At 49.8% G+C, this 22,798-nt stretch carries 17 protein-coding genes; 4 read left to right on the top strand and 13 right to left on the bottom strand.

Features of this window, described 5'->3' with window-relative positions:
• Positions 1-103: 103 nt before the first annotated feature.
• Positions 104-2,686, bottom strand: a complete 2,583-nt coding sequence (locus Q0577_RS07770; RefSeq protein WP_298734474.1) for a hypothetical protein — start codon at positions 2,684-2,686, stop codon at positions 104-106.
• Between the two features lie 88 nt (positions 2,687-2,774).
• Between Q0577_RS07770 and Q0577_RS07765 the strand changes: the two genes are divergently transcribed.
• Positions 2,775-2,930, top strand: coding sequence for a hypothetical protein (locus tag Q0577_RS07765; protein ID WP_298734472.1), 156 nt, complete (start codon positions 2,775-2,777; stop codon positions 2,928-2,930).
• Between the two features lie 206 nt (positions 2,931-3,136).
• On the opposite strand, the gene Q0577_RS07760 is transcribed toward Q0577_RS07765, so the two are convergent.
• Both Q0577_RS07760 and Q0577_RS07755 read right to left on the bottom strand, forming a co-directional pair.
• Positions 3,137-3,559 carry a GNAT family N-acetyltransferase gene (locus tag Q0577_RS07760; protein WP_298734470.1) on the bottom strand — a complete coding sequence of 141 codons (423 nt, stop codon included), beginning with the start codon at positions 3,557-3,559 and terminating at the stop codon, positions 3,137-3,139.
• 11 nt (positions 3,560-3,570) lie between these two features.
• Positions 3,571-4,011, bottom strand: coding sequence for a carboxymuconolactone decarboxylase family protein (locus Q0577_RS07755; RefSeq protein WP_298734468.1), 441 nt, complete (start codon positions 4,009-4,011; stop codon positions 3,571-3,573).
• 91 nt (positions 4,012-4,102) lie between these two features.
• Between Q0577_RS07755 and Q0577_RS07750 the strand changes: the two genes are divergently transcribed.
• Positions 4,103-5,569: a PLP-dependent aminotransferase family protein gene (locus Q0577_RS07750; RefSeq protein ID WP_298734464.1), complete on the top strand. Its 1,467-nt coding sequence runs from the start codon at positions 4,103-4,105 to the stop codon at positions 5,567-5,569.
• 3 nt (positions 5,570-5,572) lie between these two features.
• Here the strand turns inward: Q0577_RS07750 and Q0577_RS07745 are convergent, their stop codons facing one another.
• The 4 genes from Q0577_RS07745 to Q0577_RS07730 all read right to left on the bottom strand — a co-directional run bounded on the left by Q0577_RS07745 (position 5,573) and on the right by Q0577_RS07730 (position 10,266).
• On the bottom strand, positions 5,573-6,685 hold the full coding sequence (locus Q0577_RS07745) for a glycosyltransferase family 2 protein (protein WP_298734462.1): 1,113 nt from the start codon (positions 6,683-6,685) through the stop codon (positions 5,573-5,575).
• Positions 6,686-6,728: 43 nt separating this feature from the next.
• Positions 6,729-7,478, bottom strand: coding sequence for a glycosyltransferase family 2 protein (locus Q0577_RS07740; RefSeq protein WP_298734459.1), 750 nt, complete (start codon positions 7,476-7,478; stop codon positions 6,729-6,731).
• 79 nt (positions 7,479-7,557) lie between these two features.
• On the bottom strand, positions 7,558-8,355 hold the full coding sequence (locus Q0577_RS07735) for a glycosyltransferase family 2 protein (protein ID WP_298734456.1): 798 nt from the start codon (positions 8,353-8,355) through the stop codon (positions 7,558-7,560).
• Between the two features lie 87 nt (positions 8,356-8,442).
• Complete coding sequence (locus tag Q0577_RS07730) at positions 8,443-10,266, bottom strand: ABC transporter ATP-binding protein (RefSeq protein ID WP_298734454.1); 1,824 nt, start codon at positions 10,264-10,266, stop codon at positions 8,443-8,445.
• Between the two features lie 424 nt (positions 10,267-10,690).
• Here Q0577_RS07730 and Q0577_RS07725 point away from each other — a divergent pair, with 424 nt between their 5' ends.
• The gene (locus Q0577_RS07725) at positions 10,691-11,746 is read left to right on the top strand and encodes a DUF6340 family protein (RefSeq protein ID WP_298734452.1); all 1,056 of its coding nucleotides are present in this window, start codon (positions 10,691-10,693) and stop codon (positions 11,744-11,746) included.
• A gap of 35 nt (positions 11,747-11,781) precedes the next feature.
• Entirely contained in the window at positions 11,782-12,384 is a 603-nt protein-coding gene (locus tag Q0577_RS07720) for a biliverdin-producing heme oxygenase (RefSeq protein ID WP_298734450.1), read from the top strand.
• On the opposite strand, the gene Q0577_RS07715 is transcribed toward Q0577_RS07720, so the two are convergent.
• The 6 genes from Q0577_RS07715 to Q0577_RS07690 form a co-directional block, all read right to left on the bottom strand.
• On the bottom strand, positions 12,354-12,695 hold the full coding sequence (locus Q0577_RS07715; RefSeq protein WP_298735482.1) for a response regulator: 342 nt from the start codon (positions 12,693-12,695) through the stop codon (positions 12,354-12,356). The genes Q0577_RS07720 and Q0577_RS07715 overlap by 31 nt on opposite strands.
• Before the next feature lie 100 nt (positions 12,696-12,795).
• Positions 12,796-17,361 (bottom strand): chemotaxis protein CheB, encoded by a 4,566-nt coding sequence (locus tag Q0577_RS07710; RefSeq protein ID WP_298734448.1) that lies wholly within the window; start codon positions 17,359-17,361, stop codon positions 12,796-12,798.
• 5 nt (positions 17,362-17,366) lie between these two features.
• On the bottom strand, positions 17,367-18,896 hold the full coding sequence (locus Q0577_RS07705) for a GAF domain-containing protein (protein WP_298734446.1): 1,530 nt from the start codon (positions 18,894-18,896) through the stop codon (positions 17,367-17,369).
• A gap of 232 nt (positions 18,897-19,128) precedes the next feature.
• Positions 19,129-19,461: a hypothetical protein gene (locus Q0577_RS07700; RefSeq protein ID WP_298734444.1), complete on the bottom strand. Its 333-nt coding sequence runs from the start codon at positions 19,459-19,461 to the stop codon at positions 19,129-19,131.
• A 2-nt stretch (positions 19,462-19,463) separates the two neighbouring features.
• Positions 19,464-20,363: an AraC family transcriptional regulator gene (locus tag Q0577_RS07695; RefSeq protein WP_298734442.1), complete on the bottom strand. Its 900-nt coding sequence runs from the start codon at positions 20,361-20,363 to the stop codon at positions 19,464-19,466.
• 87 nt (positions 20,364-20,450) lie between these two features.
• Positions 20,451-22,730 (bottom strand): GAF domain-containing protein, encoded by a 2,280-nt coding sequence (locus tag Q0577_RS07690; protein WP_298734439.1) that lies wholly within the window; start codon positions 22,728-22,730, stop codon positions 20,451-20,453.
• Positions 22,731-22,798 lie beyond the last annotated feature (68 nt).

The raw sequence follows: 22,798 nt of genomic DNA, 5'->3' as shown, positions 1-22,798 counted from the left end.
TTTATTTTGAAGATAAAATTACGGTGCAACCTGGTTTGGAGGATAGCGATTATCAAACAAAACATTGATGAATTTAAACAATGAGCGCTTCAAATCCGGCATTTTACTGACCCATTTGCAACTGGCTTTTATCCACCCTTTTGTCGATAATACTTCCCAGCAGCTCGTAGTTTTTACAAATAGTTTCATATTCTTCGCTGGTTGCAGGCAAGTTGTTCTTTTTGACTTTGGTTAGATAGTTTCCTATTTTATCCATAAGATCCCTGAGCAGCCTTTCTTGTAACATGGCCTTCAGTAATATTATCCCGTCTTCGTCTTCTTTCCCGGGTCTTTCTTTTACTTCTAAAGATGCTTTTACTTTTGCATGCCACCTATCTATGCCTTCCAGGCATCCTTCTCCCAGGTGATCTTTCAGTATACGTCTCGTATCACTGACGACTTGTTCATTTTCTTCTTCTTTTGAGCGGCTCAGGCCAACGCTAAAGACAACATTAAGTTTTTCCTGCTTGATGATCAGGCGAACATCTTCAATATACTTTAAAAGATTATCCGGGTCTCCTGCCTCCTCTGCCTCTTCTCCCTCCTCTGCCTCCTTCACGTGCTTACCTACACCCATTTCTTTCGGCAGCTTAGTTATATCAGACCAAATCTGTTGCAATATTGTTGTAATGTATGCGTTGACGGAGGGGATTGTTTCAAACATCTTTGGAGTAATGAACGGTTCGTCATCGTTTTTCCCCAGCCATTTTGTTACTTCGTTTTTAATGCTCGTGAGCCTGTCTATATGTTCTTCGGTATAAGTTGTTGATTTACGTATGTCCAATATTTCCCCTTTTATTTTACCGGCATTTACCCGCATTTTTGCTGAGTATGAATTTTCACCTTTGGCATTAAGTATCTGGCTGAGTTTATTTAACACTTGTAAGCACAGCAGATCAAAGTGGTTTACACTGTGCCTGTCATTATTAAAATACTTTTCATTGGAAGGAAATACTTTTTCAACCCTTTCGTCATTCTCCCTGGCAGACACTACTAACATCACCGGAAGATGGTCGCTGAAACTGAACCAACGTTTTGAAATATTATTATCCTCACTTTCCATACGGTGCGGCAAACCGGTAGCGGGATCAATCACTCCAGCCTGGGATGTTAGTGAGCTTGTGGTATCTACAACAAAATAGTCAGCACTTTGCAGGCCAGTCGTATTTCTATTGGTACCGGTCAAAGACCTCACATCCTGCAGTGATTTCCCCTCCAGTATTTTTGTATAGTTATACGGTTCATCAGATGAAGGATGCCTAAGGTTCCTTACCTCATTCATGGTGCCAGTCGAAACTACCCTGGTATTTCCTGACCTGCCCCTTGAAACGTTGGACCCCTCTACCGTGGAAGGCTTCTGTACCAGCGCCTCTTCTGCAATGTAGTAATCTCCACCAATAATCAGCTGTGCCCCGGATTCACGGGCTAAAGACTTTAGCTTCTGTAAAGGACCTTCCAATTGCTGCGTGTAAATTTCCCTTTTATCAAATTCTTTTCCTTTTGGACTGGTATGCACCATGCCATACCAGATTTCCCTTCCGGCAGGCTTCCCTTCTGCATTCTTTCTTTTCAGTTTGTGTACAACGACTGGCCGGAATTTTATATACTGCCTGTACCTAGCGTTCTTGGTCCAGTATATTTCGCCGCCTGTATGCAGTTCTCCATCGCTACTTACGGCCATGTAACCCATGTAATAATATTTATCTTCATTAAAGGCAATTGGGTAGTATTCAATTTGTGACTTGCGGGTGGAGAAGGCTTGTAATTTGGGTCCTTTTCTAAAGGTAGTCCCTTTAATTTTCTGCTTCAGATCGCCCTTGTCTTTTTCCTCCTCAGGATTTCCTTGCAGGTACCATTCCATAAAGTCCACCCCTTGTCCTACTTCGTTGTAACTCACAATAAGGTTGGGATGCACCTGTAGCATATGCTGCGTGTGCGCCATCACATAATACTTCTTTAAATTGCCTGCAATAGCCCGTAAAAGATTGTACTTTCTGACATAGAAGGAATCCGTCTTTTTCTTTCTCCTGTCGTCCTCTCCCAGCGCCTTAAACATAATATTGAGTCCCTTTACAGCATCCATTAGCAGGTATACCTCGGCGATTTGACTATAAGCCGGAAGTTTAACACTAGCGGAGGCTAAGACCTTCAGACAGTCGTATACTTCTTCTTGGGAATAGCCTATTAAATTTCCCTTCCATTCAGACATACTTTGAATCTGGTTGATCGTAGCCTGCGGGTTCAAAAGTTTGATACTTTCGGAAACTTTTCCATCATGCAGATTTTCTACTTTTCCAAACTGATGGACGTTCCACGCCATAAACTTTAATGGCTCATCAGGCAGTGATTCTTCTGTCCCTTCATCCATATCATTTGCAGAAGCGGGATGACCTGCCCTTTCCTTTTCTTTTCCCTTATCCCGAACACTTACAGGAGCAGGCTCTTCCTCTTCCTCTTCTTCTTCATCCTCTCCTTCCTCATCTTCCCTATCCGAACTACTTGTATAAGTCGCATGTTCCTGCATTTCATTTTCTCCTTCACCCTCTCCCTCATCCATCACTGTCGTTGTAGTGGTCAGGTCTTCCTCTTCATCCTCATCCTCCGACTCCTCCCGCTCATTATCATTCGATTGCGGGATGTTCACCATTCGTTTGGGTCTCTTATTTGGACGGCCAGGATCATCTTCCTGGTCCGGATTCTTCCGGCCTCGATTGTTTTGGACCTGGCGGGTTCTTTTGCGACACAGCTGCACCACATCCCCCGCCGGCTGCAACTGGAAAGGCACTATCTCTTCTGCCGGCGCAACTTCTCCGCTTACTACCATGGGTTCTTCCGGCTCTTCCAACGGATGCCGGACAGCCGCATGCGATATCCCGGAAGAGGAAGGCTGATGTGCTACCGCACGGGAAGGAACATTCACTGACGACTCTTTGCTGTGTTCGTTTGCCATGGCGTTGAGGGACCCGGATTTGCATTTCTCCTAATTTACAACTAATTGTAAACTTTCGGAACACCCCCGCAAACAGAAAAGGCCGCTCCCAAATGGAAGCAGCCCTTACAGTTCAGAATGGCGGAAAATGGAGAATACTAAAAGTTATTACAGCATCTTTCTGAAATGATGCGCTGACAATACATATCCTTTATTCAGGTACAAACGGTGTGCAGGATGCAGCTGGAAACCACTGTCCAGCACCACAGAGCTCTTTCCTGTTTCTTTTGCAAGCTGGTGAATATAATCCAGCAAAGCGCCTGCATATCCTTTACTGCGAAACTCCGGCAGCGTGCAGAGATCATCCACGTAAATGAACTTACCTGCAAACAGGTTGTACATATTACGGTAACCTGCAAAGGCAGCTACTTTATTATTTCCGGAGAGGTACAGCATATGATAGCCTTCCTGCTGCATTTCTTTTACCTGCTGCAGGTAATCATCTTTTACAAGGTGGGGGCGCAAAGTGCTCACTACTTCCCAGCAATCAATGATCTCCTTTTCACTTTGCGCATATTTGATCTGGTACATAACAGGGTTGTTTATAGTTCAGGTTCCATGCGCAGGGAAACCCCGATACGGGTCCATGCATTGATGGTAATGGCAATCATAATGATCTGTGCAGTCATTTCTTCACCGAAGAGCGACAGTGCTTTCTGGTACAACGTTTCACTCAGGCCATGCTGGTGTATCAGCGTGATCTCCTCTGCTATTTCCAGAATAGTACGTTCTGCTTCATTGAATGCATTGGGCGCTTCTCTCCATACGCCTACGAGGTACATCTTCTTTGGGTCTGCACCCAGTTTCAGCGCATCGTGGGTATGCTCGTTCACGCAATAGGCGCAGCCGTTGATCTGGGCCACCCTCACTTTGATCAGCTCGCGGTGCAGTTTATCTACGGCGGTTGTCTCCACGTATTTATCTAATGCGTCCAATGCTTTGTAGGCGGCGGGCTGTACTTTACCCATTTTGAATCTTGACATGGTGCTATGCATTTGATTTAATTTACAGTGTAAAATTATCACGCACTTGGGCTACCTTTATAGTCCAGTTGTAACAAAACCAGTAGTCCAGATGCTTCCTTTTCAAACCCTACTCACGATCAACAAACAAAGCGGCGCACCGGTGTACCAGCAGATCTCCAACGGACTGATAAACCTCATCCGCGAAGGGGTGATCAAACCTGGCGCTGCACTGCCGGGCAGCCGCGAAATGGCCCTGCTGCTGAAAGTGCACCGCAAGACCATTGTTGCCGCCTACCAGGAGTTGTTCATGCAAGACTGGATAGAAACCATTCCTCGCAAAGGGGTGATCGTATCTCAGCGCCTGCCTGAAATAAAGCCGCGCAGCTTTAAAGCAGCCGCCAGGATCCCCGCTTATGCAGGTAACACCGGCTTTACATTCAATAAAACGCGGGTAATGCTCAGCTCTGCTGCCCGGGCGGCCGATCACCGGCTGATCATCAATGATGGTTTTCCCGATCACCGCCTGGCGCCGATAGACCTGCTGATGCGCGAGTACCGCAGCCTGTACAACAGCCCGGGTATTAAACGCTATGCGGCCTATGGCAGCGCATTGGGACCGCTAAGCCTGCGCACAGCCATGGTGCAGTTCCTGTCTGAGAGCCGGGGGCTCAACATCACACCGGGTAATGTATTGCTGACACACGGCGCACAGATGGCCATCTACATTGCAGCCGGGATGATTCTCCAACCGGGGGATACCGTGCTGGTGGGCGAGCCGAATTATTTCCTGGCGGATGTGATCTTCCAGCAGTTTGGCGCTAAACTGGTACGTATACCGCTGGATGAGAACGGGATAGACGTGGATGCCATTGCAAAGATCTGCAAGCGGCAAAAACCCAGGCTGCTGTACATCATCCCCCATCACCACCATCCTACTACTGTTACGCTCAGCGCAGACCGCCGCATGAAACTGCTGGAGCTGATACGCGAGTATAAACTGCCCGTGATAGAAGATGATTATGACTATGATTTCCATTACAGCAGCAGCCCTATCCTGCCGCTCGCCAGCGCAGATCATGGTGGCAACGTGATCTACATCGGCTCCTTTACCAAAACGATGGCAACGTTTGTCCGGGTGGGTTATATGATCGCGCCGGAAAACTTTATCAGCGAAGCCGCGCTGCAGCGAAGAACAATCGACATCCGGGGGGATAACCTGCTGGAAGAAGCGCTGGCGCTATTGCTTAAGAACGGTGATATGCAGCGGCACCTGAAGAAGTCCGTGAAAGTATACCACGAGCGAAGAGACCTGCTCTGCCAGCTGCTGGAACGCGAGCTGAAAGATGCCGTCACCTTCCGCAAACCTTCCGGCGGCATGGCGGTATGGACGCAGTTCCATGAAAAATACCCGCTGCCTGCTATTGCTGCAAAGGTGTCTGCACAGGGGCTGTTCATGACAGATGGCAGCAATTACAGTTATGGCACCAAAAACCATAACGCGCTGCGCTTTGGCTTTGCATCACTGAATGAAAAGGAAATGCGGGAAGTAGTGGCAATTATTAAACAGGCCTTGTAAACATCAACATGCCCGCAGTACCAGGAATACCAGCAATGGATAGAGGATCCATTTAACGATCTTATAGGTATTGGTACGGTAGAAGTATACTTTATTGATGATCCCATTATCATGGAAACGTTCGCCAATGCCTTTGATCCGGAAGCGTAACAGCTTACCCCACAGCACCCCCGCCTCCTGCGCCAGCCTGAGTGCAATTACATAAAGGAACACGGTGAAATTCGCGGTACGCGCGCGTTTGATGGTCTGGATGCTGCTGGCGATCAGCTCTACGATCACGGCGCCTGCCATGAACAATAATACCGGCATTACCCAGGCAGGTTTTACAAACAGCAGTACCAGCGCCGTCAGCAGCGACAGCAGCAGGGTTTCAGGTGTATTGGGAAAATCGTAATAGGCATACCGGGGATTCAGTTGCGGCAGCCAGCTGTTGCCCTTACCATAGCGGAACGGACGTTTCAGGTCGGTCTGCCCGTTCTTCCACCAGGGATGCACTACCACGGCCTGCGGCAGGGTTTTGAAATCTTTGTACCCGTTGTGCTCACGTATCTTCAGGAAGAAGTCCACATCTTCACCACCGCCTGATTTGGGATATACGGTAGAGAAACGCACATCGCCAATAGCGCTGCGCTTCACCATGATATTGGCCGTTGCCCCCCAGGCAAAAGCGGGTTTATGCTCCGCGATGGAAAATATGTCCAGCGAGCCGCTTGCCTTCAGTGCCGCTGTAAAATCAGTATCCGGTTCAGGCAGCCGCACCATGCCGATGAAGCCGATCTCCTCCGGATGTGCCATCGCTGCATTGGCATAAGTGATCAGCAGGTCTTCACTCACGGCAATATCATCATCCAGCAGCAGCACCCACGCTCCCTTTCCCATATTGATGCCTGCATTGCGTGTAAGACTGGCGCCCATGTTCTGCGGGTTCACCGCCAGGAACACCTGCTCATTATCCACCAGCGATTGAATGGCCGCTGCCGGAACAATAGCCGGGTTATCGGCTACCAGGTAAAATCTGATGTGGGCATTGTCTGGTTTTCGCAGGCGAAGGATAGGCAGAATGTACTTCTCGTCCAGCCGGAAAGAAGGAATAACAACGTCAATACTTACTTTCATGCATTCAATTGGAGCGATAAAGATAGATACATTTTATTAACCGTTAATACTCCCAGAAATCTTTTTCGCCCTGCAGCTTCTTCTTGAAACGCTTGTACAGCATGCGCATATACATGAACCAGCCCATACTTTCGCGGATCAGCTGCAGCTTATCCTGTTTAAAGGGAATATCATTGGTAACGGAGGAGAAGCCCGTCATATCGTACCGTACAATGGTAATGGGAAAGAACAGCTTCTTAAAGCGCTTATCGCCCCATACACGGATGTTGAGTGCATAGTCTGCATATACCTTGTAACGGAGATCATACTGGTAAATACGGAGCGCTTTTACCGGGTAGATGATCACCTGGTGATTCATGCAATGTTTCGCCAGCCGGTACTTACTGAACTTACCGATCAGCAGTAAAGGCGTAGCGCCGCTATCGCCATAAAAAGGCACACTGTTGCCATAGTATACGGCATCCTCATCCTGCAGCTTTGCCGCCAGCTCACTGAAGCCGGGCAACAGGCGGTCATCTGCTCCCATAAAGTAGCACCATTTGCCGTTTGCACGCGCTATGCCTTTGTTCATGGCGTCGTAAATACCCGCATCCGGACCGCTGGTCCAGGAAACACGGGGATCGGCAACAGCTTTCAGTATATCAATGGTATTATCGGTGCTGCCACCATCTATCACCAGTACTTCCAGGTCTTTAAAGGACTGTTCCAGTATGGAAGCCAGGCATTCCTTTAAATGCAGGCCGGCATTATAGGTGGCAATAATAATACTGATCGTTTTCAACGGGAGAGACATTACACATGTAATACAGGGAGACGGACAGTGCTTTCATAGGTACAGTCAACAGGATATGATTCCCCGGACGCGCTAGCTGCTAAACTTCTGCATAGCCGTCAGGACAAAAAACAAGTTTGTTGATCTTTGTTTCACTGTAGCGCAGGTCGTTCACAACGTACTGCGATTTTGAATTGGCATTATGGTGCAGGTGGAAGCAAACAGCCGCCAGCTTCAGGCGTTTCTTCAATACGCCGGCGTTAATCAGCCTGGCGGCAAACTCGCAGTCTTCAGAGCCCCAGCCAAAGAACTGGTTGTTATACCCGTTAATGGCAATGAAGTCTTCTCTCCAGAAGGCAAGATTGCAGGCTTTGATATTATCTGAGCTGTAAGGATTTGCTTTAACCAGGAATGATAATGCCGGGAAACGCAGGGCGTTGAAACGGCTTTTAATACCCCTGGAGAAGAAACTCAGGCGGGTATCTCCGCTTTTCAGGATGCCCCTGGTGGTGCTCTCCCCGATCATGGTGCGGGCGCCCTGTACAAAGTGGCCGCGCTGCGCATTGCGCACATGATCTTCAATAAAACGGGGATGCGGGATGATGTCGCCGTCTATTTCTATGATGTAGTCCGATGTGGACAGCTTTACTGCTTTATTGAGGACGATCCCCTTCCTGAATCCCTGGTCTTCATGCCAGGCATGTTTCACCGGCATGTTAAAGATCTTCCGGTAGCGGTTGATCAGGTGCTCGGTTTCGTAGCCTGAGCCATCGTCAGCGATCAAAATCTCGTCGGGCAACTGCGTTTGCTGCAATATGCTTTCGAAGATGATCTCCAAGGCACGCGGCCAGTTATAAGTTGAGATCAGTATCCCTACTGAAAAATCCCTGTTCGCCATCAATTTGTACTTTTTTTGCTTTAAAATCTGAAGGCCGTCACTACGCACCTCCTAAGTATAACGTACTATACTTTAATTTGTTACTCATCAATTTGCGCTAAAGGTTTGCATTTCTATCAACTTACGGTATAATCCATTCTTTTCTAGAAGTCCGGTATGTGTTCCCTGCTCAACAATTCTGCCATTTTCCAGCACAATGATGAGATCAGCATTCTGTATGGTGCTGAGACGGTGTGCGATCACCAGCGAAGTACGGTTCTTCATCAGGTTATTCAGCGCATCCTGCACCATACGTTCTGATTCCGTATCCAGTGCAGAGGTGGCTTCATCCAGCAGCATAATGGGCGGGTTACGCAGTACGGCGCGTGCGATGCAGATACGCTGACGCTGCCCTCCTGATAATTTAACGCCTTTATCGCCTATATTCGTCTGGTAACCATGCTCGGTTCCCATAATAAAATCATGGGCATTGGCAATTCTGGCCGCCTCCTGCACCTCTTCCAGCGTAGCGCCGGGTTTTCCGAAGGCGATATTATTGAAAACAGTATCATTGAACAGGATAGACTCCTGGTTTACAATACCCATCAGCTCACGCACGGAGTCCATTTTAAAGGACTGGATGCTTTCTCCGTCAATGAGGATCTGGCCCGACTGCGGCTGTATAAAGCGGGGGATCAGGTCCATCAGGGTAGACTTACCGCCGCCGGAAGGCCCTACCAGCGCTACAGACTTTCCCTTGGGGATGACCAGGCTGATGCCATCCAATACCACCCGCTCATTATAGGCAAATTTCACATTGTCAAAACGGATCTCCTTATTAAAATCAGTAATAGGTTTGGCGCCCGGCGCATCCTTGATCAGCGGTTTCTCATCTATCAGGGCCAGTACACGTTCTCCCGCCGCAATACCGGAGTGGATACCGGTGAAGGCCTGGGAAAGCGCCTTGGCAGGACGCATGATCTGCGAGAACAGCGCAATATAGGCGATGAACGCCGCCGCATCCAGGCCGCCGTCCTTCGACAGTACCAGCGAGCCACCATAGAGCACGATACAGGCCACCATCACCACACCCAGGGTTTCTGACACCGGTGAGGCCAGCTGCTGCCGTTTAGACATACTCCTGATAATATTGGAGTACCGCACATTTTCCCTGTTAAAACGGGTCTTGATGAACTCCGTGGCGTTGAAGGCCTTGATGATCTTCACTCCCGCCAGGGCCTCATCCAGGTAACTGATCATATTACCATAAGATTCATGCGAAGCGGCCGCCTGCTCTTTCAAACGGGACACGATCCTCGATATGATAAAGCCGGAAACAGGAATGATCAGCATAGAGGCCAGTGTGAGCTTATAGGAGATCACAAACAGCATCACCAGGTAAGTGATGAGCGTTAAGGGTTCCTTAAAGATCACCTGCAGCGTACCTGTTACGGTGTACTGCACTACCTGCACATCAGAAGCGATCTTCGACATGATATCGCCTTTCCTTTCATTATTGAAATAGCCCAGGTGCAGGTCCATCACATTATTGAACACCGACTTTCTCAGGTTCAGTAAGGTATGTATCCGCAGGGCTTCCATGGTACGTTCGGAAAAATACCTGAAAATATTGCCCAGGAACACAGATACCACGATCACCGAACATGCAAAGAGCAAGGTTTTATATACGCCATACTTCACATATACCACAGATGAATAATAGTACATCATCTTAAAAATGTCATAGTAATGGTCAGGCTTTGCCGCTATCTCCTTTGTTGAGTTCTGATCAAATAAAGTAGTCACCAGCGGCGCCAGCAATGCCAGGTTCAACGCACCAAACAACACGGATAAAAGTGTGAATATGATATAGGGAATGGCATATTTTTCAATCGGTTTAGCAAAGGACAAGAGCCGGAAATACGTCTTCATTATTATTACTATAATTATATATATAAAACGGCGAAATTAGCACATATTTATGAAATGCCCCTCACAATCATGGAATTAGGCCGGTCCCTCCGGCTGAAATCGGGACCAGGGCTGTATCTCCATACGCGGTTCGCAACGCGGTAAGGGTTTCCCGTACTAAAGAGCCTGCGGTTTTAGTTCTTAAAAATCGAATAGAACAAGTAATACCAGGGTTATGCGCTTTTGGTTGATAATCCAGATACACTGGTTATATATGACTCAAAATTATAATTTTTATTCTTATTTCCTAATATTTCAGCCGCTTATACTTAGTTTTTTTTCACATGGCCCTGCAGAGCAGCAATAGTTGTATGTAAATTTTATTATATTTATCCCCCGAAAGCGAGCACTAAACCAAGAAGGGTCAATATTTCAACCTATTCCTATGCCTGAAAACAAATATGTGAAAAACCTGGTTTTCATTGCCCTGGCTGCAATGACCTTCATTTCCTGTAAATCTACCGAGCTGGTATACATTCATGTAACCAAACCTGCACCCGTTACGCTACCCGCTTATGTTAAAACGCCCGGTGTAGTGAACCGTACCACCATCGCCGCTCAGCACAAAGCGGTGGATGCGGTGGATAAGGTGTTCAGCCTGGAAGGCGCCGCGCTTGATAAGGAAGGGGCGCAAAGCAGCATCAGCGGACTAACAACCGCACTGCTGCAAAACAACCGGTTTGATGACGTAAAAACACTGGGTGAGCTGGACCTCAGCACCAGCGCCCCGGGACTCTTCTCCGCTCCCCTCTCCTGGGAAACAGTGGATAAAATTTGTCACGACAATCATGTAGACGCGCTGTTCTCGCTGGAGCTCTTTGATACCGATTCAAAGATCAGCTACGCCGCGCAACCCGTATCGCTCAAAACGCCGCTGGGCAACGTACCCGGCATTGAGCACCAGGCCAGTATGCTGACCACCGTGAAGACAGGCTGGCGCATTTACGATCCCGCCGCCAGGAATATAGTGGATGAATTTCCCATGGCGAGAGACATAACCTTTTCTGCCAAAGGCATCAACCCCGCTGCGGCAGCCGCCGCGCTGCTGAACCGCAAAGAAGCGGTTAAACAGGTAGGCGCAGAAGCAGGTCTACAGTATGCCAATCGGCTGATCCCCTACCGCATACGGGTAACCAGGGATTATTACGTAAAGGGCACAGATAATTTCAGGACCGCCCGCCGCAAAGCGCAGACAGGCAACTGGGATGGGGCAGCGGCCCTGTGGAAAAAGGAAACCACGAACCCTAACAGTACTGTAGCAGGAAGGGCCTGTTATAACATGGCCATCATCTGTGAGATCAATGGAGAGCTGGACCTGGCTATTAAATGGTCGCAAAAGGCATATGAAGAATATAACAACCGTCTTGCGCTGAACTATATCCGTATCCTGAAAAACAGGCAGGCTGGTAATGAGCTGCTGAAACAGCAGCTGGCGGAATAATATGTTATGTGCTGAAAGCTGCTTATTTTTAATCGATGATAAACGAGACAGCCAGCACTGCAGTACAGATCAGACAGGCCACCGCACAGGCCCACGCCGCAACGGAAAAAGCATTGATCCGGCATATTAAAAGTATCCGCACCCCGCAGGAGTATGCCTCCCTGCTTTATTGCATGTATGGCTTTTTTGCGCCGATGGAAACGCACATAGCGGCGCTAACAGGTACGGCTATACCAGACACACAGCAACGGCGCAAAGCTGACCGCATACTGGCAGACCTGCAGGCGCTGGGTTTTCCGGCGCCGCGTCATATGGTGCAGCAGCTGCCTGTAATACAACATACCGCCGAAGCGCTGGCATGCCAATATGTACTGGAAGGATCTACCCTGGGCGGCGCAGTGATCAAAAAAATGATCAGCGGGCAATGCCCTGCTATTCCTGAAACGGCCTTCTCTTTCTTTTCGGGTTATGGCGAACATAATAAAGAGATGTGGCAGCAGTTCCTCACGAGCTTCAATACCGCCGTTACAACTGATGCAGATACCCGTTTGGCAACAGCGGCTGCCAACGCCTGTTTTACCGCACTGGGCGCATGGATCCATACGTTTTATACAACGCTCAATGGCGGGCTGCAATAGCTCAGCAACTGCCTGACCACCATTCCGAGGCTCTCGTAACTCATGGGTTTAATGATGCACTCCGTGCCGTAGCTCCTTGAAAATTCAATGTCAGGCATACTGGCAGAGGTGGTGAAGATCACCACGGGAATGCCCGCCCATTTGCTCCTGCTGCGTATGGCCATTAATGTTTGCCGCCCGTCCATCCTGGGCATGTTCAGATCCAGGATAATAAGATGGGGATAGGGTTTACCCTGCTGTTCAAGCAGCTGCAGCATGGCAATTCCTTCTTCTCCGCCGGGCGCTTTTAAAACGGTAAGGCCCGGGTACAGGCTTTCGATTGATTCTCCAAAAATTAACAGGTCATCCTCATCATCATGATATAGAGAATACCTGGTGTGTCTGCTGTCATAAAGGTGTAGTAGTGCTTTATTATTGGTTTGCCCTGGTAACTTCTTCGTCTACACGCGGACGGTGTGGCTGGCTGACCGGCAGCACGATCGTGAATTCCGCTCCTTCATGCTCCTTCCCTTTTGCTACTATGAGTCCATGGTGCCGTTCCACGATCTTCTTCGCGATGGCCAGCCCGATACCGGTGCCCTCATATTTTTCCTTGCTGTTCAGGCGCTGGAAAAGTGAAAAGATCTTGCTGGCATACTGTTCATCGAAACCAATTCCCTCATCCCTGATGGTGATCTCAATGAGCTGGCCGCCGGCGTCTTTCAGATCGGGATGATGGCCCACAACATCTGTTCTGGCCGTAACGGAAATAACAGGCGCTTCTCCCGGTTTATTAAACTTCAGGGAGTTGCCGATGATGTTCTGGAACAACTGCCGCATCTGCCCGGGCACTGCCTCGATCACGGGCAGCTTACCGGTGTGGATCCTGGCGCCTTTTTCCTGGATCACCAGTTCAAGGTCCTGCAGTATCTCCTGGAGGATAATGCCCAGGTCTACCTGTTCAAAAAGGTTCTCGCTGGATAAACGGGAATAGGATAACACATCATTAATCAGGTTGGTGGCCCTGGAAGAGGCATTAATGATGCGGTCTATGTATGCATTGAGATGGTGCTCATTATTCTTCCCGCCGGTAAACTGGTCCCTGATCAGCCCACTGAACAGGTGGATCTTACGCAATGGTTCCTTGAGGTCGTGAGAAGCAACGGAGGCAAACTGCATCAGGTCGGTGTTGCTGTCTTCCAGCTTTTTGTTCAGCATGCGCAGTGCGCGGGTGCGTTCCTGTATCCGGTCTTCCAGCACTTTTTCCGCCGCTTTCTGGTCCTGTATATCTGTACAGGTACCGAACCATTTTATAATATCCCCTGCATCATCGCGCATAGGGGTGGCCCGCCCCAGGAACCAGCGGTAAATATCATCAGACCTTTTGAGGCGGTACTCAATCTCATAGGGATAACCGGTTTGCAAAGATCGCTTCCAGAGCTCCAGCGTGCGCACCTTATCATCAGGATGCAAAGCAGCCAGCCAGCCCTCTCCTTTGGATTGCTCCAAACTGAGCCCTGTATAATCATACCATTGCTGGTTATAAAAATCTACATAACCGTCTGTACGGGTGGCCCACACCATCTGGGGCATAAAATTGGTAACGAACTGGAACTGGTTTATCAATGATTGCATTTCTACATTCTTCTGGCGCAGCTGCTGTGTACTGTGCTCCAGCGGCGTCACGTCTACCATCGCGCCGATCATACGGTAAGGCATACCCTGATCGTCCAGCAGCAGCGTGCCCCTGTCCAGTACGTGGGCATATTCACCATCCGCTTTACGGAAACGGTAGGCTACATCAAACTCTTTAGCAACGCCCTGCAGCACGGAGCTGATCGCATCTTTTACCAGTTGCTGATCTTCGGGGTGGATATGCTGTAACCTGAAAGCATGCCGGCGTGTATCCGGGTCTGCCGCATTGAATGCAAACAGCTCATAATAGCTGTCGCTCCACCACAGATCATTACGTGCAAAATCCCAGTCCCATATCACATCATTGGTAAGAGAGGCCACCATCCGGAAGCGTTCCTCGCTGATCTCCAGGTCGCGCGTGCGTTCCTTGATCTTCTGTTCCAGCTGGTCGTTCAGCTCACGCAGCGTTTCCTTGGTGACCAGCAACTCATTATAGTTCTTACGCAGCTTTTCTTCTGATTCTTTACGCTGGGTAATATCTGTGAGCACCAGTACAAAACCATCCTGCTTTTTACTGATCCCTGCCTGGAACCAGTACCGGGCGCCGTTCCTGGTAAAATTGAGCTCCATTGCGCCGGGCTTACCACTGTTCACCACATCAGTATACCGTTTGAAAAGCCCGGGGGTAGCCAGTTCCGGGAAATCATGCTTTAAGCGGAGGCGTTCTTCCTGCGGCTTTTTTCCCAATGCCTGGAAAGCGGCGGTGTTGGCAATGGTGCAGATGAAATCATTCACCTGTCCTTCCCTGCGGTCTGTTTCAAATACGAAGATGGGATGTGCGCTCGCATCAAACACGCTTTTGATAATGCTGTTCAGGTTCTTGGTAGCAGATACGTCTACCATGGTGATCACGAGGCCGTCCCGCATCTTATCCTGCCGTACGTAGGGCAGTATACGTATCAGGTATACGGCACCGCTGTCCAGCTCTATCTCCCGTTCTATCACCGCACCGGTCTTGTTGGCCTTACGGATATCTTCCTGGAAGGTACTGGACCTGATATGATGCGTAATATGATCGATAGGCCTGCCTATATCGCTGTCAATGATATTGATCACCGTGCAGGCGGCTTTATTGAAACGGCGGATACGCAGGTCACGGTCCAGGAAGACCTGGCCAATGAGTGAACTCTGGAGGTAATTGGTAATATCATCATTCAGCTCTACCAGTTCCTTGATCCTGAGCTGGTGCTCTGTATTGAGTGTATGCAGCTCTTCGTTGAGCGACTGCAGTTCTTCATTGGAGCTTTGCAGTTCCTCGTTGGCAGACTGCAGCTCTTCGTTGGAGCTCTGCAGCTCTTCGTTGGCGGTTTCCAGGCCTTCCACGGCCATTTGCAGGTTAGTACGGGTTTCTCTCAGCTCATCTTCCAGCTGCCGTACATACAGGTCTTTCTGCAAAAGGCTGAGGTCCTGCACGGCAATGGGCGCTTTTTCAGCATCCACAATGCTATCCGCCATTACCACCAGCATATAACCGCCATGTGTGGTTTCACCGGGCGGATATACGAAAATATCGATGAGCCTTGACTGATCGCTGATCCGGGCCTTCACATGCTTCAGCTCCTGCGGCTTATTTTCCTTCTGGCACTTGCGCAGTACGGTGCTTAACAGGCCGGAAAGCTCGGAGGGCGCCATCTTCAGCAGGTGCAGGGCGCTCAGCTTATCCGGCAATGAAAGATACTTCCTGAAATTGCCTAAGGCTTCTTTTATTTCGTAATTCTCGTTTACATAGATCGCCGTGTAACCCAGCTTGTCTGCCATTACCTTGCGGAAATCCTCCGCCAGCTGCACATCAGTTCTGGCCTTGAAAACAGGGGGCGCTGGTAGCGGGCCGGAACGGCTTTTTCCCGCTGTTACCCGGCGGCTGAAAGCATTCTGCTCTGACGTGCGTTTATAGATCTTCCATTTTTCATCCACTTCGCTGAAGCCCCTTCTTAAAGGAGAAGGGTTCTCGCTGGTGCCCAGGAACAGGTAACCGCCCGGGTTTAGGGCAAAGTTCAGGGTAGCCAGCACGTTTTCCTGCAAAGGGTGATTAAGGTAGATCAGCAGGTTACGGCAGGTAACAAGATCGTTCCTGATAAAGGGAGGATCTTTCAGTATGTCATGCGTGGCAAACACCACCTGTTTGCGGATGCGCGGTATCACGCTCATCCCCTCTTCCGTTTCAGTAAAATATTCTTTCAGCACCTTCTTCTCAAGGCCCAGCAGCTGGTTGTACTGGTACCTTGCCCTGGAAGCTGTTTCGATGGACGTTTTATCAATGTCCGTAGCAAAGATCTTTACATCCAGCACCTTGTTCAGCTGCTGCATGGCCATATCTATAAGTATGGAAACGGTATAGGCTTCCTGCCCGGTACTGCAGGCGGTTACCCACACCTTCAGCTGTTCATAATCTTCCTTGCTTTCCACCAGTTTGAGGATCACCTCGCGGTAAAGCGTGGTAAAAGCATCCTTATCGCGGAAGAAGCTGGTCACCCCAATGAAGAATTCTTTCGCCAGCAGCGCCGGTTCCTCCTCCGTCTTTTTTACGTACTGCTCATAATCATTCATCCCGTCTATCTTCACCGTCTGCATGCGGCGTGCAATTCGGCGTAATATAGTAGGCTGCTTATACTGGATAAAATCATAACCGGTGCGTTTGTACACCGTGGTAAGAATGCTCTGGATGCACTCATTGTGCTGTTTTGACTGCGGCGTTTCCTGCGGCAGCACGCCATCAATATAGTTGCACACCTGGTTGAACATATCTGCGGGCGGCACTACCAGGTCAGCATATCCCGATGCAATGGCGCTTTTGGGCATGCCGTCAAACTTGGCCGTTTTAGGGTCCTGCACCAGTACAAAACCGCCATAGCTTTTAATGGCCTCTATCCCGCGGGTGCCGTCTGTACCTGTGCCGCTTAGCAATACGCTTACGGCATATTGCCGCTGGTCCCTGGCCAGTGACTGGAAGAAAGTATCAATAGCGGTATTGGGGCCTTTATCAAACTCTTTTTCCGCCAGCATCAGCAAACCGTTCTGGATGGTAAGCTCTTTATTATTGGGAATAACATATACCTTACCTCCTTCTACCGGCTGTTTGTGCCGGGCCTCCTCTACGGGCATATAAGTATGTTTGGCCAGCAGTTCTACCAGCAGGCTTTTATAATCAGATGAAAGATGTTGTACAACGATGAAAGCAACATGATCGCTGTCTGATACATGATCAAACAGGTCATTGATAGCTTCCAGGCCGCCTGCCGAGGCGCCGATCCCTACTACGTAGCTATCGTTATGTTGCAGCGCGTTGTTCTTAACCAAAAACATAGATCTTAGTTTAGCCTGTTAAGCGTATGCTGTACCAGGAAACCGCGAAACTGTTCTGCGGCGGCTATTTCCTCCTGGTGCCAGCTCTTTGCTGTGTGATGCACGGTTTGCTGCCATACCTGGAAAGAATGCCGGGGATGGTAGACCGTGGAATTTGGTTCAAACTGAACGGCTTCATTGGGATTGCCGCCCCAGGAAATAGTACGTATCATTTCAGGGCGGAAAGCTATCAGGTAATTACCCCTGTCTGGCTGAATAGGCAATGCCAGGATACCACTGGCGCTGTCTGCATAGGCTTTGCTTTCTTCAAACACCAGCGGCAGCTGCGGCTGGTGAAAGATCTGTTGCCGTGCTTTCTGCCGCAGCCAGAACACCAGCGTTTCTATATCGCCTGTTTCCGGCGTGCTGCCTTCCGTTTCTATCTGTCCCTCCCAGCACAAAGCAATACCGCTGGCATGCAAAAATTCCTTTAACAGGCCCGCATGCTGCATAAACGCTTCCACCATGCCTGTACTATCTATCATGTTCTCCACAATGGCAGCAAAACGGCTGTTCAGCTCCTGCCGCAAACGTACCGCCTCCGCGTTTTCCAGGGAAGCGATCTTCTGGCTCAGTATACTGGAGATCATCTCCACCACCGCACATTCTTCAAATGAAAGGTACCTGGCCGTACGGTGATGACAGGCAATCAGGCCCCAGAGGCGGTCCTGGAAAAGGATACGGGCAGACATAGACGCCATTACGTTCATGTTCTTCAGGTACTCCACATGTACGGAGGCCACGCTGCGCAGGTCTGCATTCAGCAGGTTGGTAAAGCCGTTGCTGAGCGGGTTCAGCAAAGGATATAATTTAACGGGAGTATACTCGCGATTGGGAATAAGCCGGTAGGGATTTTTTTCATACATATCCCTCGCCGGCTTCGGGATATCAGAAGCAGGGAAGGTAAGCCCCAGGTAAGCTTCCATCTGTGGCTCCGCCTCTTCTGCCAGCACCGTTCCGTTCCAGTTCTCATCAAAGCGGTACACCATCACCTTATCAAAACCGGTGATCTTCTTCAGCTCCCTGGCAGTAACCCTGGCCACTTCTTCCAGGTCGCTGCACTGGTTAATGTGCTGCATGGCCTGCCGGATACGCTGGTAGATCTCTATAAAGGTACGTGGAGGCGTACTGTAGAATGTTTTCAGCTCCGCTTCTATGATCAGACCTTCTGCAGCGGTATGCAACAGGCAGAACACCTGTTCTTCCCCATCAGGTAATTTAAATGTCAGCGTAAGGGGCAACTTACCTTCAAACCCCTCCTCCCGGGCGGTACGCAAGGCCTCCCGGGATGCAGCCGTAATATAGCTGGCGGCTTCCGCCCCCGCTACTTCCTGTACCGGGCGTTTCAGCAGTTGCCGAACATTCTCGCTTACCTGTACTATCGTTTCAATATCCTTGTCCAGCAATAGCAGCACGCCATGCGGCTGGATAGAATTGGTCTGATGGATCGGCAGCCTGCCGCAAAAGGTTGCGTCATAATTTTTGTGGTCTGTCACTATGCTTGTTTTAGGAAACCTCTAATGTAAAGAACCTGTCTTTAAAAAACTACTGTTGCGGCTATACGCGAAGCGGGCTTATCCTTTCGAATAAAAACGCATCATTGATAACTGCTGTAATCGCTGCTCCAAAAAACATGCAGGTTCCGGGATGGTTGATTTTACGTAGCAGATTCAACGGCAAAGATGCCTAAACGGGGATTTTAGGTAACAAACTGTGGAGTAGTAATGATCAGTTTGCGGAGGGAGGAGCCTGGTAATGGAGTTTGGTAATATAATGGATCAGCTCTATGATATAGGTGCGCTGCAGATCGTCTGAAAAGACATACCCGGAACCTTTCTCCTCGTTGATCTTCTGCAATATCCTGGCCACGTCCGTATCCTGGCGGTCATCCAGGTAAAAAACGGAGCGGCCGGCTTCAGGCAGTACCGGGAATAAATGATATTGGGATCCCTGCTGGCCGTCAAGAAAATCTTTCCGGAAAGAACAGACATAACGGGCCATTTGCCGGCGGGGAAAATGTGCGATCACATACAGGTCCCTCGTATTGATTACAACGATCATGGCTAATGTCTGAAAGCGGAAGGCGTTACGCTGGTCTGCTTCTTAAAGAAATGATTAAAATGCGCGGGTTCCTCAAAGCCCAGGCAATAGCTGATCTCCGATATATTCCAGTCCGTATGCCTCAGCAGGGCCTTTGCTTCGGCAGTCAGCCTTTCAAAGATGTGCTCTGTAGTGGTTTTACCGGTGGTAATGCGGATGGCGCGGTTAAGGTGGTTCACATGAACGGCCAGCTGGTCGGCAAAGGCCCTGGCAGAACGCAATGTAAAACGCTGGCGGGGTGATTCTATCGGGAACTGCCGTTCCAGCAGCTCTGTGAAGATGGTGGTGAGCCTGGTATTGGCATCGGCATGCTGGTAGAGTCTTTCCGTTGGCTGGATCTTCAGTGCATAATGGATGATCTCCATGATGTAGTTACGGATCAGGTCATATTTGTAGATGTAATCCGAACGGATCTCTTCAAGCATTTTTTCAAATACCTGGTTAACATACTGTTCCTGCGCCGCATTCAGGGAATAGCTGGGTTTGGCTCCGGGGCTGAACATCGGCAGTTCTTTAATGCTGCCTTTCAGCTGCTCTGTAAAGAAAGCTTCCTTAAATATGCAGAAGTAACCGGTAGGCTCCTCTGAAAGTACCTCGTAGGTATATGGCACCATTGGATTGAAGAACATCAGGGTAGGTCCCTCCGCTTCCAGGCTTTTGTCTGCGTAGTGATACACTGTCTTTCCGCTGCCGACGCCTATTTTGTAGAAATCGCGGCGGGTGTATTGCACCGGGGTTTTACCCGGGCCTACACAGTCTTCCATGCGGAATACGTTAAAATGCCCGATATCCTGTTTCAGGTTTTCCGGCAGCCAGTTCAGTTTCTGCCGGTAAAAATCTTCCAGTGTCTCTGTTTTTGCCATAAAAATGAATTTCTATTCAAAATTACGGCCCAAATGAGGTTACGCAGTTATGAGAATCAAAGAAAAACTTGCAAAATTCAAACATTCCTACACCGCGGTGATCTTAACCCGTAATGCCCTCAGCCCGGACACCCCTTGCAGATCCTCCACTTCCAGGTGCTCCACCCGGCTGTCCAGCTTCCCCCTGGATTGCAGGATACGGACATACTGCAGGTATTCCTCCTCTTCCGCGTGGCTGGAATATACAATGGTCAGGGCCCCGGCCTGTACAATCCGCTCGATGCTGTCTTTCACGTGGGCCTTGTCAATCCGTTTCTTCACGATCTCAAAGCGGGCGTTGTAACTGCCATCCACATCAAAGCGCTTTTCATCCATACGGAAGCGGATGGCGATGGTGGCATGGTATACCAGTATCAGGGCGGTCACGTCCAATGGAATAGGCAGGGCCGCTTTGATGCTGCGGTGGGCCGCGTCCATGGCGCAAAGCACTTCCAGCTGCCAGAGGCGGATGGCCTGTAACTTTTCCAGGTCAAAGCCGCCCCTTGGTGAGATGGAGGCCCCTATATACAGGTTATGCTCTACCCCGTCCGTTTTAAAACGCTCGTAGTAGTGCGGGAAGATACCCTGTGCGGATTTCTGGCGGCGGTCTATCACCGCGGCCAGGTTGCCGTTGATCTCCGAGATGGTCTGTTCAAACTTCCTGCGCTGGGCGTGAAAGGCGCCCTTTTCCTTGTCGGCCTCCCGGAAATATTCATCTACCTGGTGGTCGCCGCTGAAGGGCTTGAGCAGCAGCTGTATATGGTTGTCCAGGTAATGGGTCAGCAGTTGTTCGGTATCTGCGCGCAGTGGTTGGGCCAGCTCCCGCATATGCTCCTCCAGCAATGGCTTTTCCGCCTCCAGCATGCCGGATGGTAATGCTTCCAGCAGGGCACTGACGGCGTGCAGCTGCTTTCTCAGGTCCTTGCGGATGCTGTCGTTACGGGCGTCAGAAGAACCTTTGATATCGATCTGGCCGTAGAGCGGGTATACATCCGGGAACACGATCTCACTCAGCGAAACCTGGCTGCCTTCCTGCAGCGCGGCGATGAGCTTTTTGGCCTCCTGCCTGAATTTCCAGTATACGCTGCGGTGTATGGCGGTGTAACGGTCCTGTATCACCGCCTGTATCTGGTTATGCCATTCGGCCACCAGGCGTTCAATGTTGTCTGTCAGGTAAGGCATCACCACATCCAGCTTGTTGGCATTGATGCTGTTCAGCGCCTTGGGCACAGCGGATACAACTTCCAGCACACCAAACAGCTGCTGGTTTTTGACCACCGGCGCCAGGATAAAACTGTTCACATTCTGCGACAAAAGACGGGTAGCCATGAGGCTGTCAGGGTTGGCGGCCAGGTATTCCGTGGTATCTGCCACGGCAAAATAGCCCCTTTTCTTCAACAGGCAACGGTAGGCATTATTGCACAGCACCTCCGCCGGGGATACATTATTGTCTTCCTGCAGGATGAAGCTCCGCATCCGGCGGCCCAAACCATCCGTGCGCAGGGTGCCCTCCTCCTCGTCCAGCACCGTAAGACCCACCTGGATGTCCGGCATCCGGAAGATGGAACGGAAGATGTTTTCAATGCTGTTCTCCAGGTTATCTGCCTGTACAGACAGCAGTTTTCCCTTCAGGGCAGACACCGCGTTTTCCACCGTGGCATCGTATAATGACATGAGGGTGAAGCCTTTGAGCAACCAGGACTGCGGCGGGAACTTCTCTCTCCACAGGGTGATGTTGTCATAGCTGTTCAGCAGCAGGTCAATATCTTCCCTGGTAAGCACCACAGATCTTTCGGTGGGATAGATATCCATGAAATCCGCATTGTACAGGATGCGGTAGTGTTTGATAATGCCTTCTGCAGTGGGAATATCGTAGAACAGCGGCTGGGTGAAATCCAGGCGCGTGCCGTAAAACTCATTGAGGATGATACAGCAGCTGGCGATGTAGGCCTGGTCTACATCAAGGTCACGGATATTAATGGAGAAACCCGGACCAGCATCACGAAGGATGTTTTTGAACCGCTCTGTATGATTGAAGATGAGAGCCTCATAAGGCAGCGCCACCGCCTTGATCTCGTTTAAGGTCAGCGCAGCCGGGAAGTAATCCGCCAGGAGCCGGCGTATCAGTCCGGCATGCTGTTCCAGCTGGGCCATGTCTGTAATCCCGTTTCTCAGTTCAGGGTAGGGCGCAACATCCTGCAGCAACGCCTGTGCGCGGGCAGCCCCTTCATTCGATGGATCTGCGGCCACCTTTTCCAGGTGCTCGATCACCGTGTAAAAACAAAGCGCTATCTGGAATGGACTGTCCGCAAAACTGTGCAGATTCATGCTGTTTCCTATCATTTTACCAGGGGTAAAAGTAGTAATTTAATTGCGCAGTGGCAATCCGGCATTAC

This window comes from uncultured Chitinophaga sp. (assembly GCF_937898475.1).
Lineage (GTDB): Bacteria > Bacteroidota > Bacteroidia > Chitinophagales > Chitinophagaceae > Chitinophaga.
The sequence above is the reverse complement of the archived record's forward strand: the minus strand, read 5'-3'. Positions and strand labels throughout refer to the sequence as shown.

Coding starts and splice junctions, on each gene's coding strand:
- Q0577_RS07710 (WP_298734448.1), bottom strand. CDS start 17,361: ATGTTTTTGGTTAAGAACAACGCGCTGCAACATAACGATAGCTACGTA.
- Q0577_RS07770 (WP_298734474.1), bottom strand. CDS start 2,686: ATGGTGAACATCCCGCAATCGAATGATAATGAGCGGGAGGAGTCGGAG.
- Q0577_RS07730 (WP_298734454.1), bottom strand. CDS start 10,266: ATGAAGACGTATTTCCGGCTCTTGTCCTTTGCTAAACCGATTGAAAAA.
- Q0577_RS07735 (WP_298734456.1), bottom strand. CDS start 8,355: ATGGCGAACAGGGATTTTTCAGTAGGGATACTGATCTCAACTTATAAC.
- Q0577_RS07755 (WP_298734468.1), bottom strand. CDS start 4,011: ATGTCAAGATTCAAAATGGGTAAAGTACAGCCCGCCGCCTACAAAGCA.
- Q0577_RS07690 (WP_298734439.1), bottom strand. CDS start 22,730: ATGAATCTGCACAGTTTTGCGGACAGTCCATTCCAGATAGCGCTTTGT.
- Q0577_RS07720 (WP_298734450.1), top strand. CDS start 11,782: ATGATAAACGAGACAGCCAGCACTGCAGTACAGATCAGACAGGCCACC.
- Q0577_RS07750 (WP_298734464.1), top strand. CDS start 4,103: ATGCTTCCTTTTCAAACCCTACTCACGATCAACAAACAAAGCGGCGCA.
- Q0577_RS07695 (WP_298734442.1), bottom strand. CDS start 20,363: ATGGCAAAAACAGAGACACTGGAAGATTTTTACCGGCAGAAACTGAAC.
- Q0577_RS07725 (WP_298734452.1), top strand. CDS start 10,691: ATGCCTGAAAACAAATATGTGAAAAACCTGGTTTTCATTGCCCTGGCT.
- Q0577_RS07740 (WP_298734459.1), bottom strand. CDS start 7,478: ATGTCTCTCCCGTTGAAAACGATCAGTATTATTATTGCCACCTATAAT.
- Q0577_RS07745 (WP_298734462.1), bottom strand. CDS start 6,685: ATGAAAGTAAGTATTGACGTTGTTATTCCTTCTTTCCGGCTGGACGAG.
- Q0577_RS07760 (WP_298734470.1), bottom strand. CDS start 3,559: ATGTACCAGATCAAATATGCGCAAAGTGAAAAGGAGATCATTGATTGC.
- Q0577_RS07700 (WP_298734444.1), bottom strand. CDS start 19,461: ATGATCGTTGTAATCAATACGAGGGACCTGTATGTGATCGCACATTTT.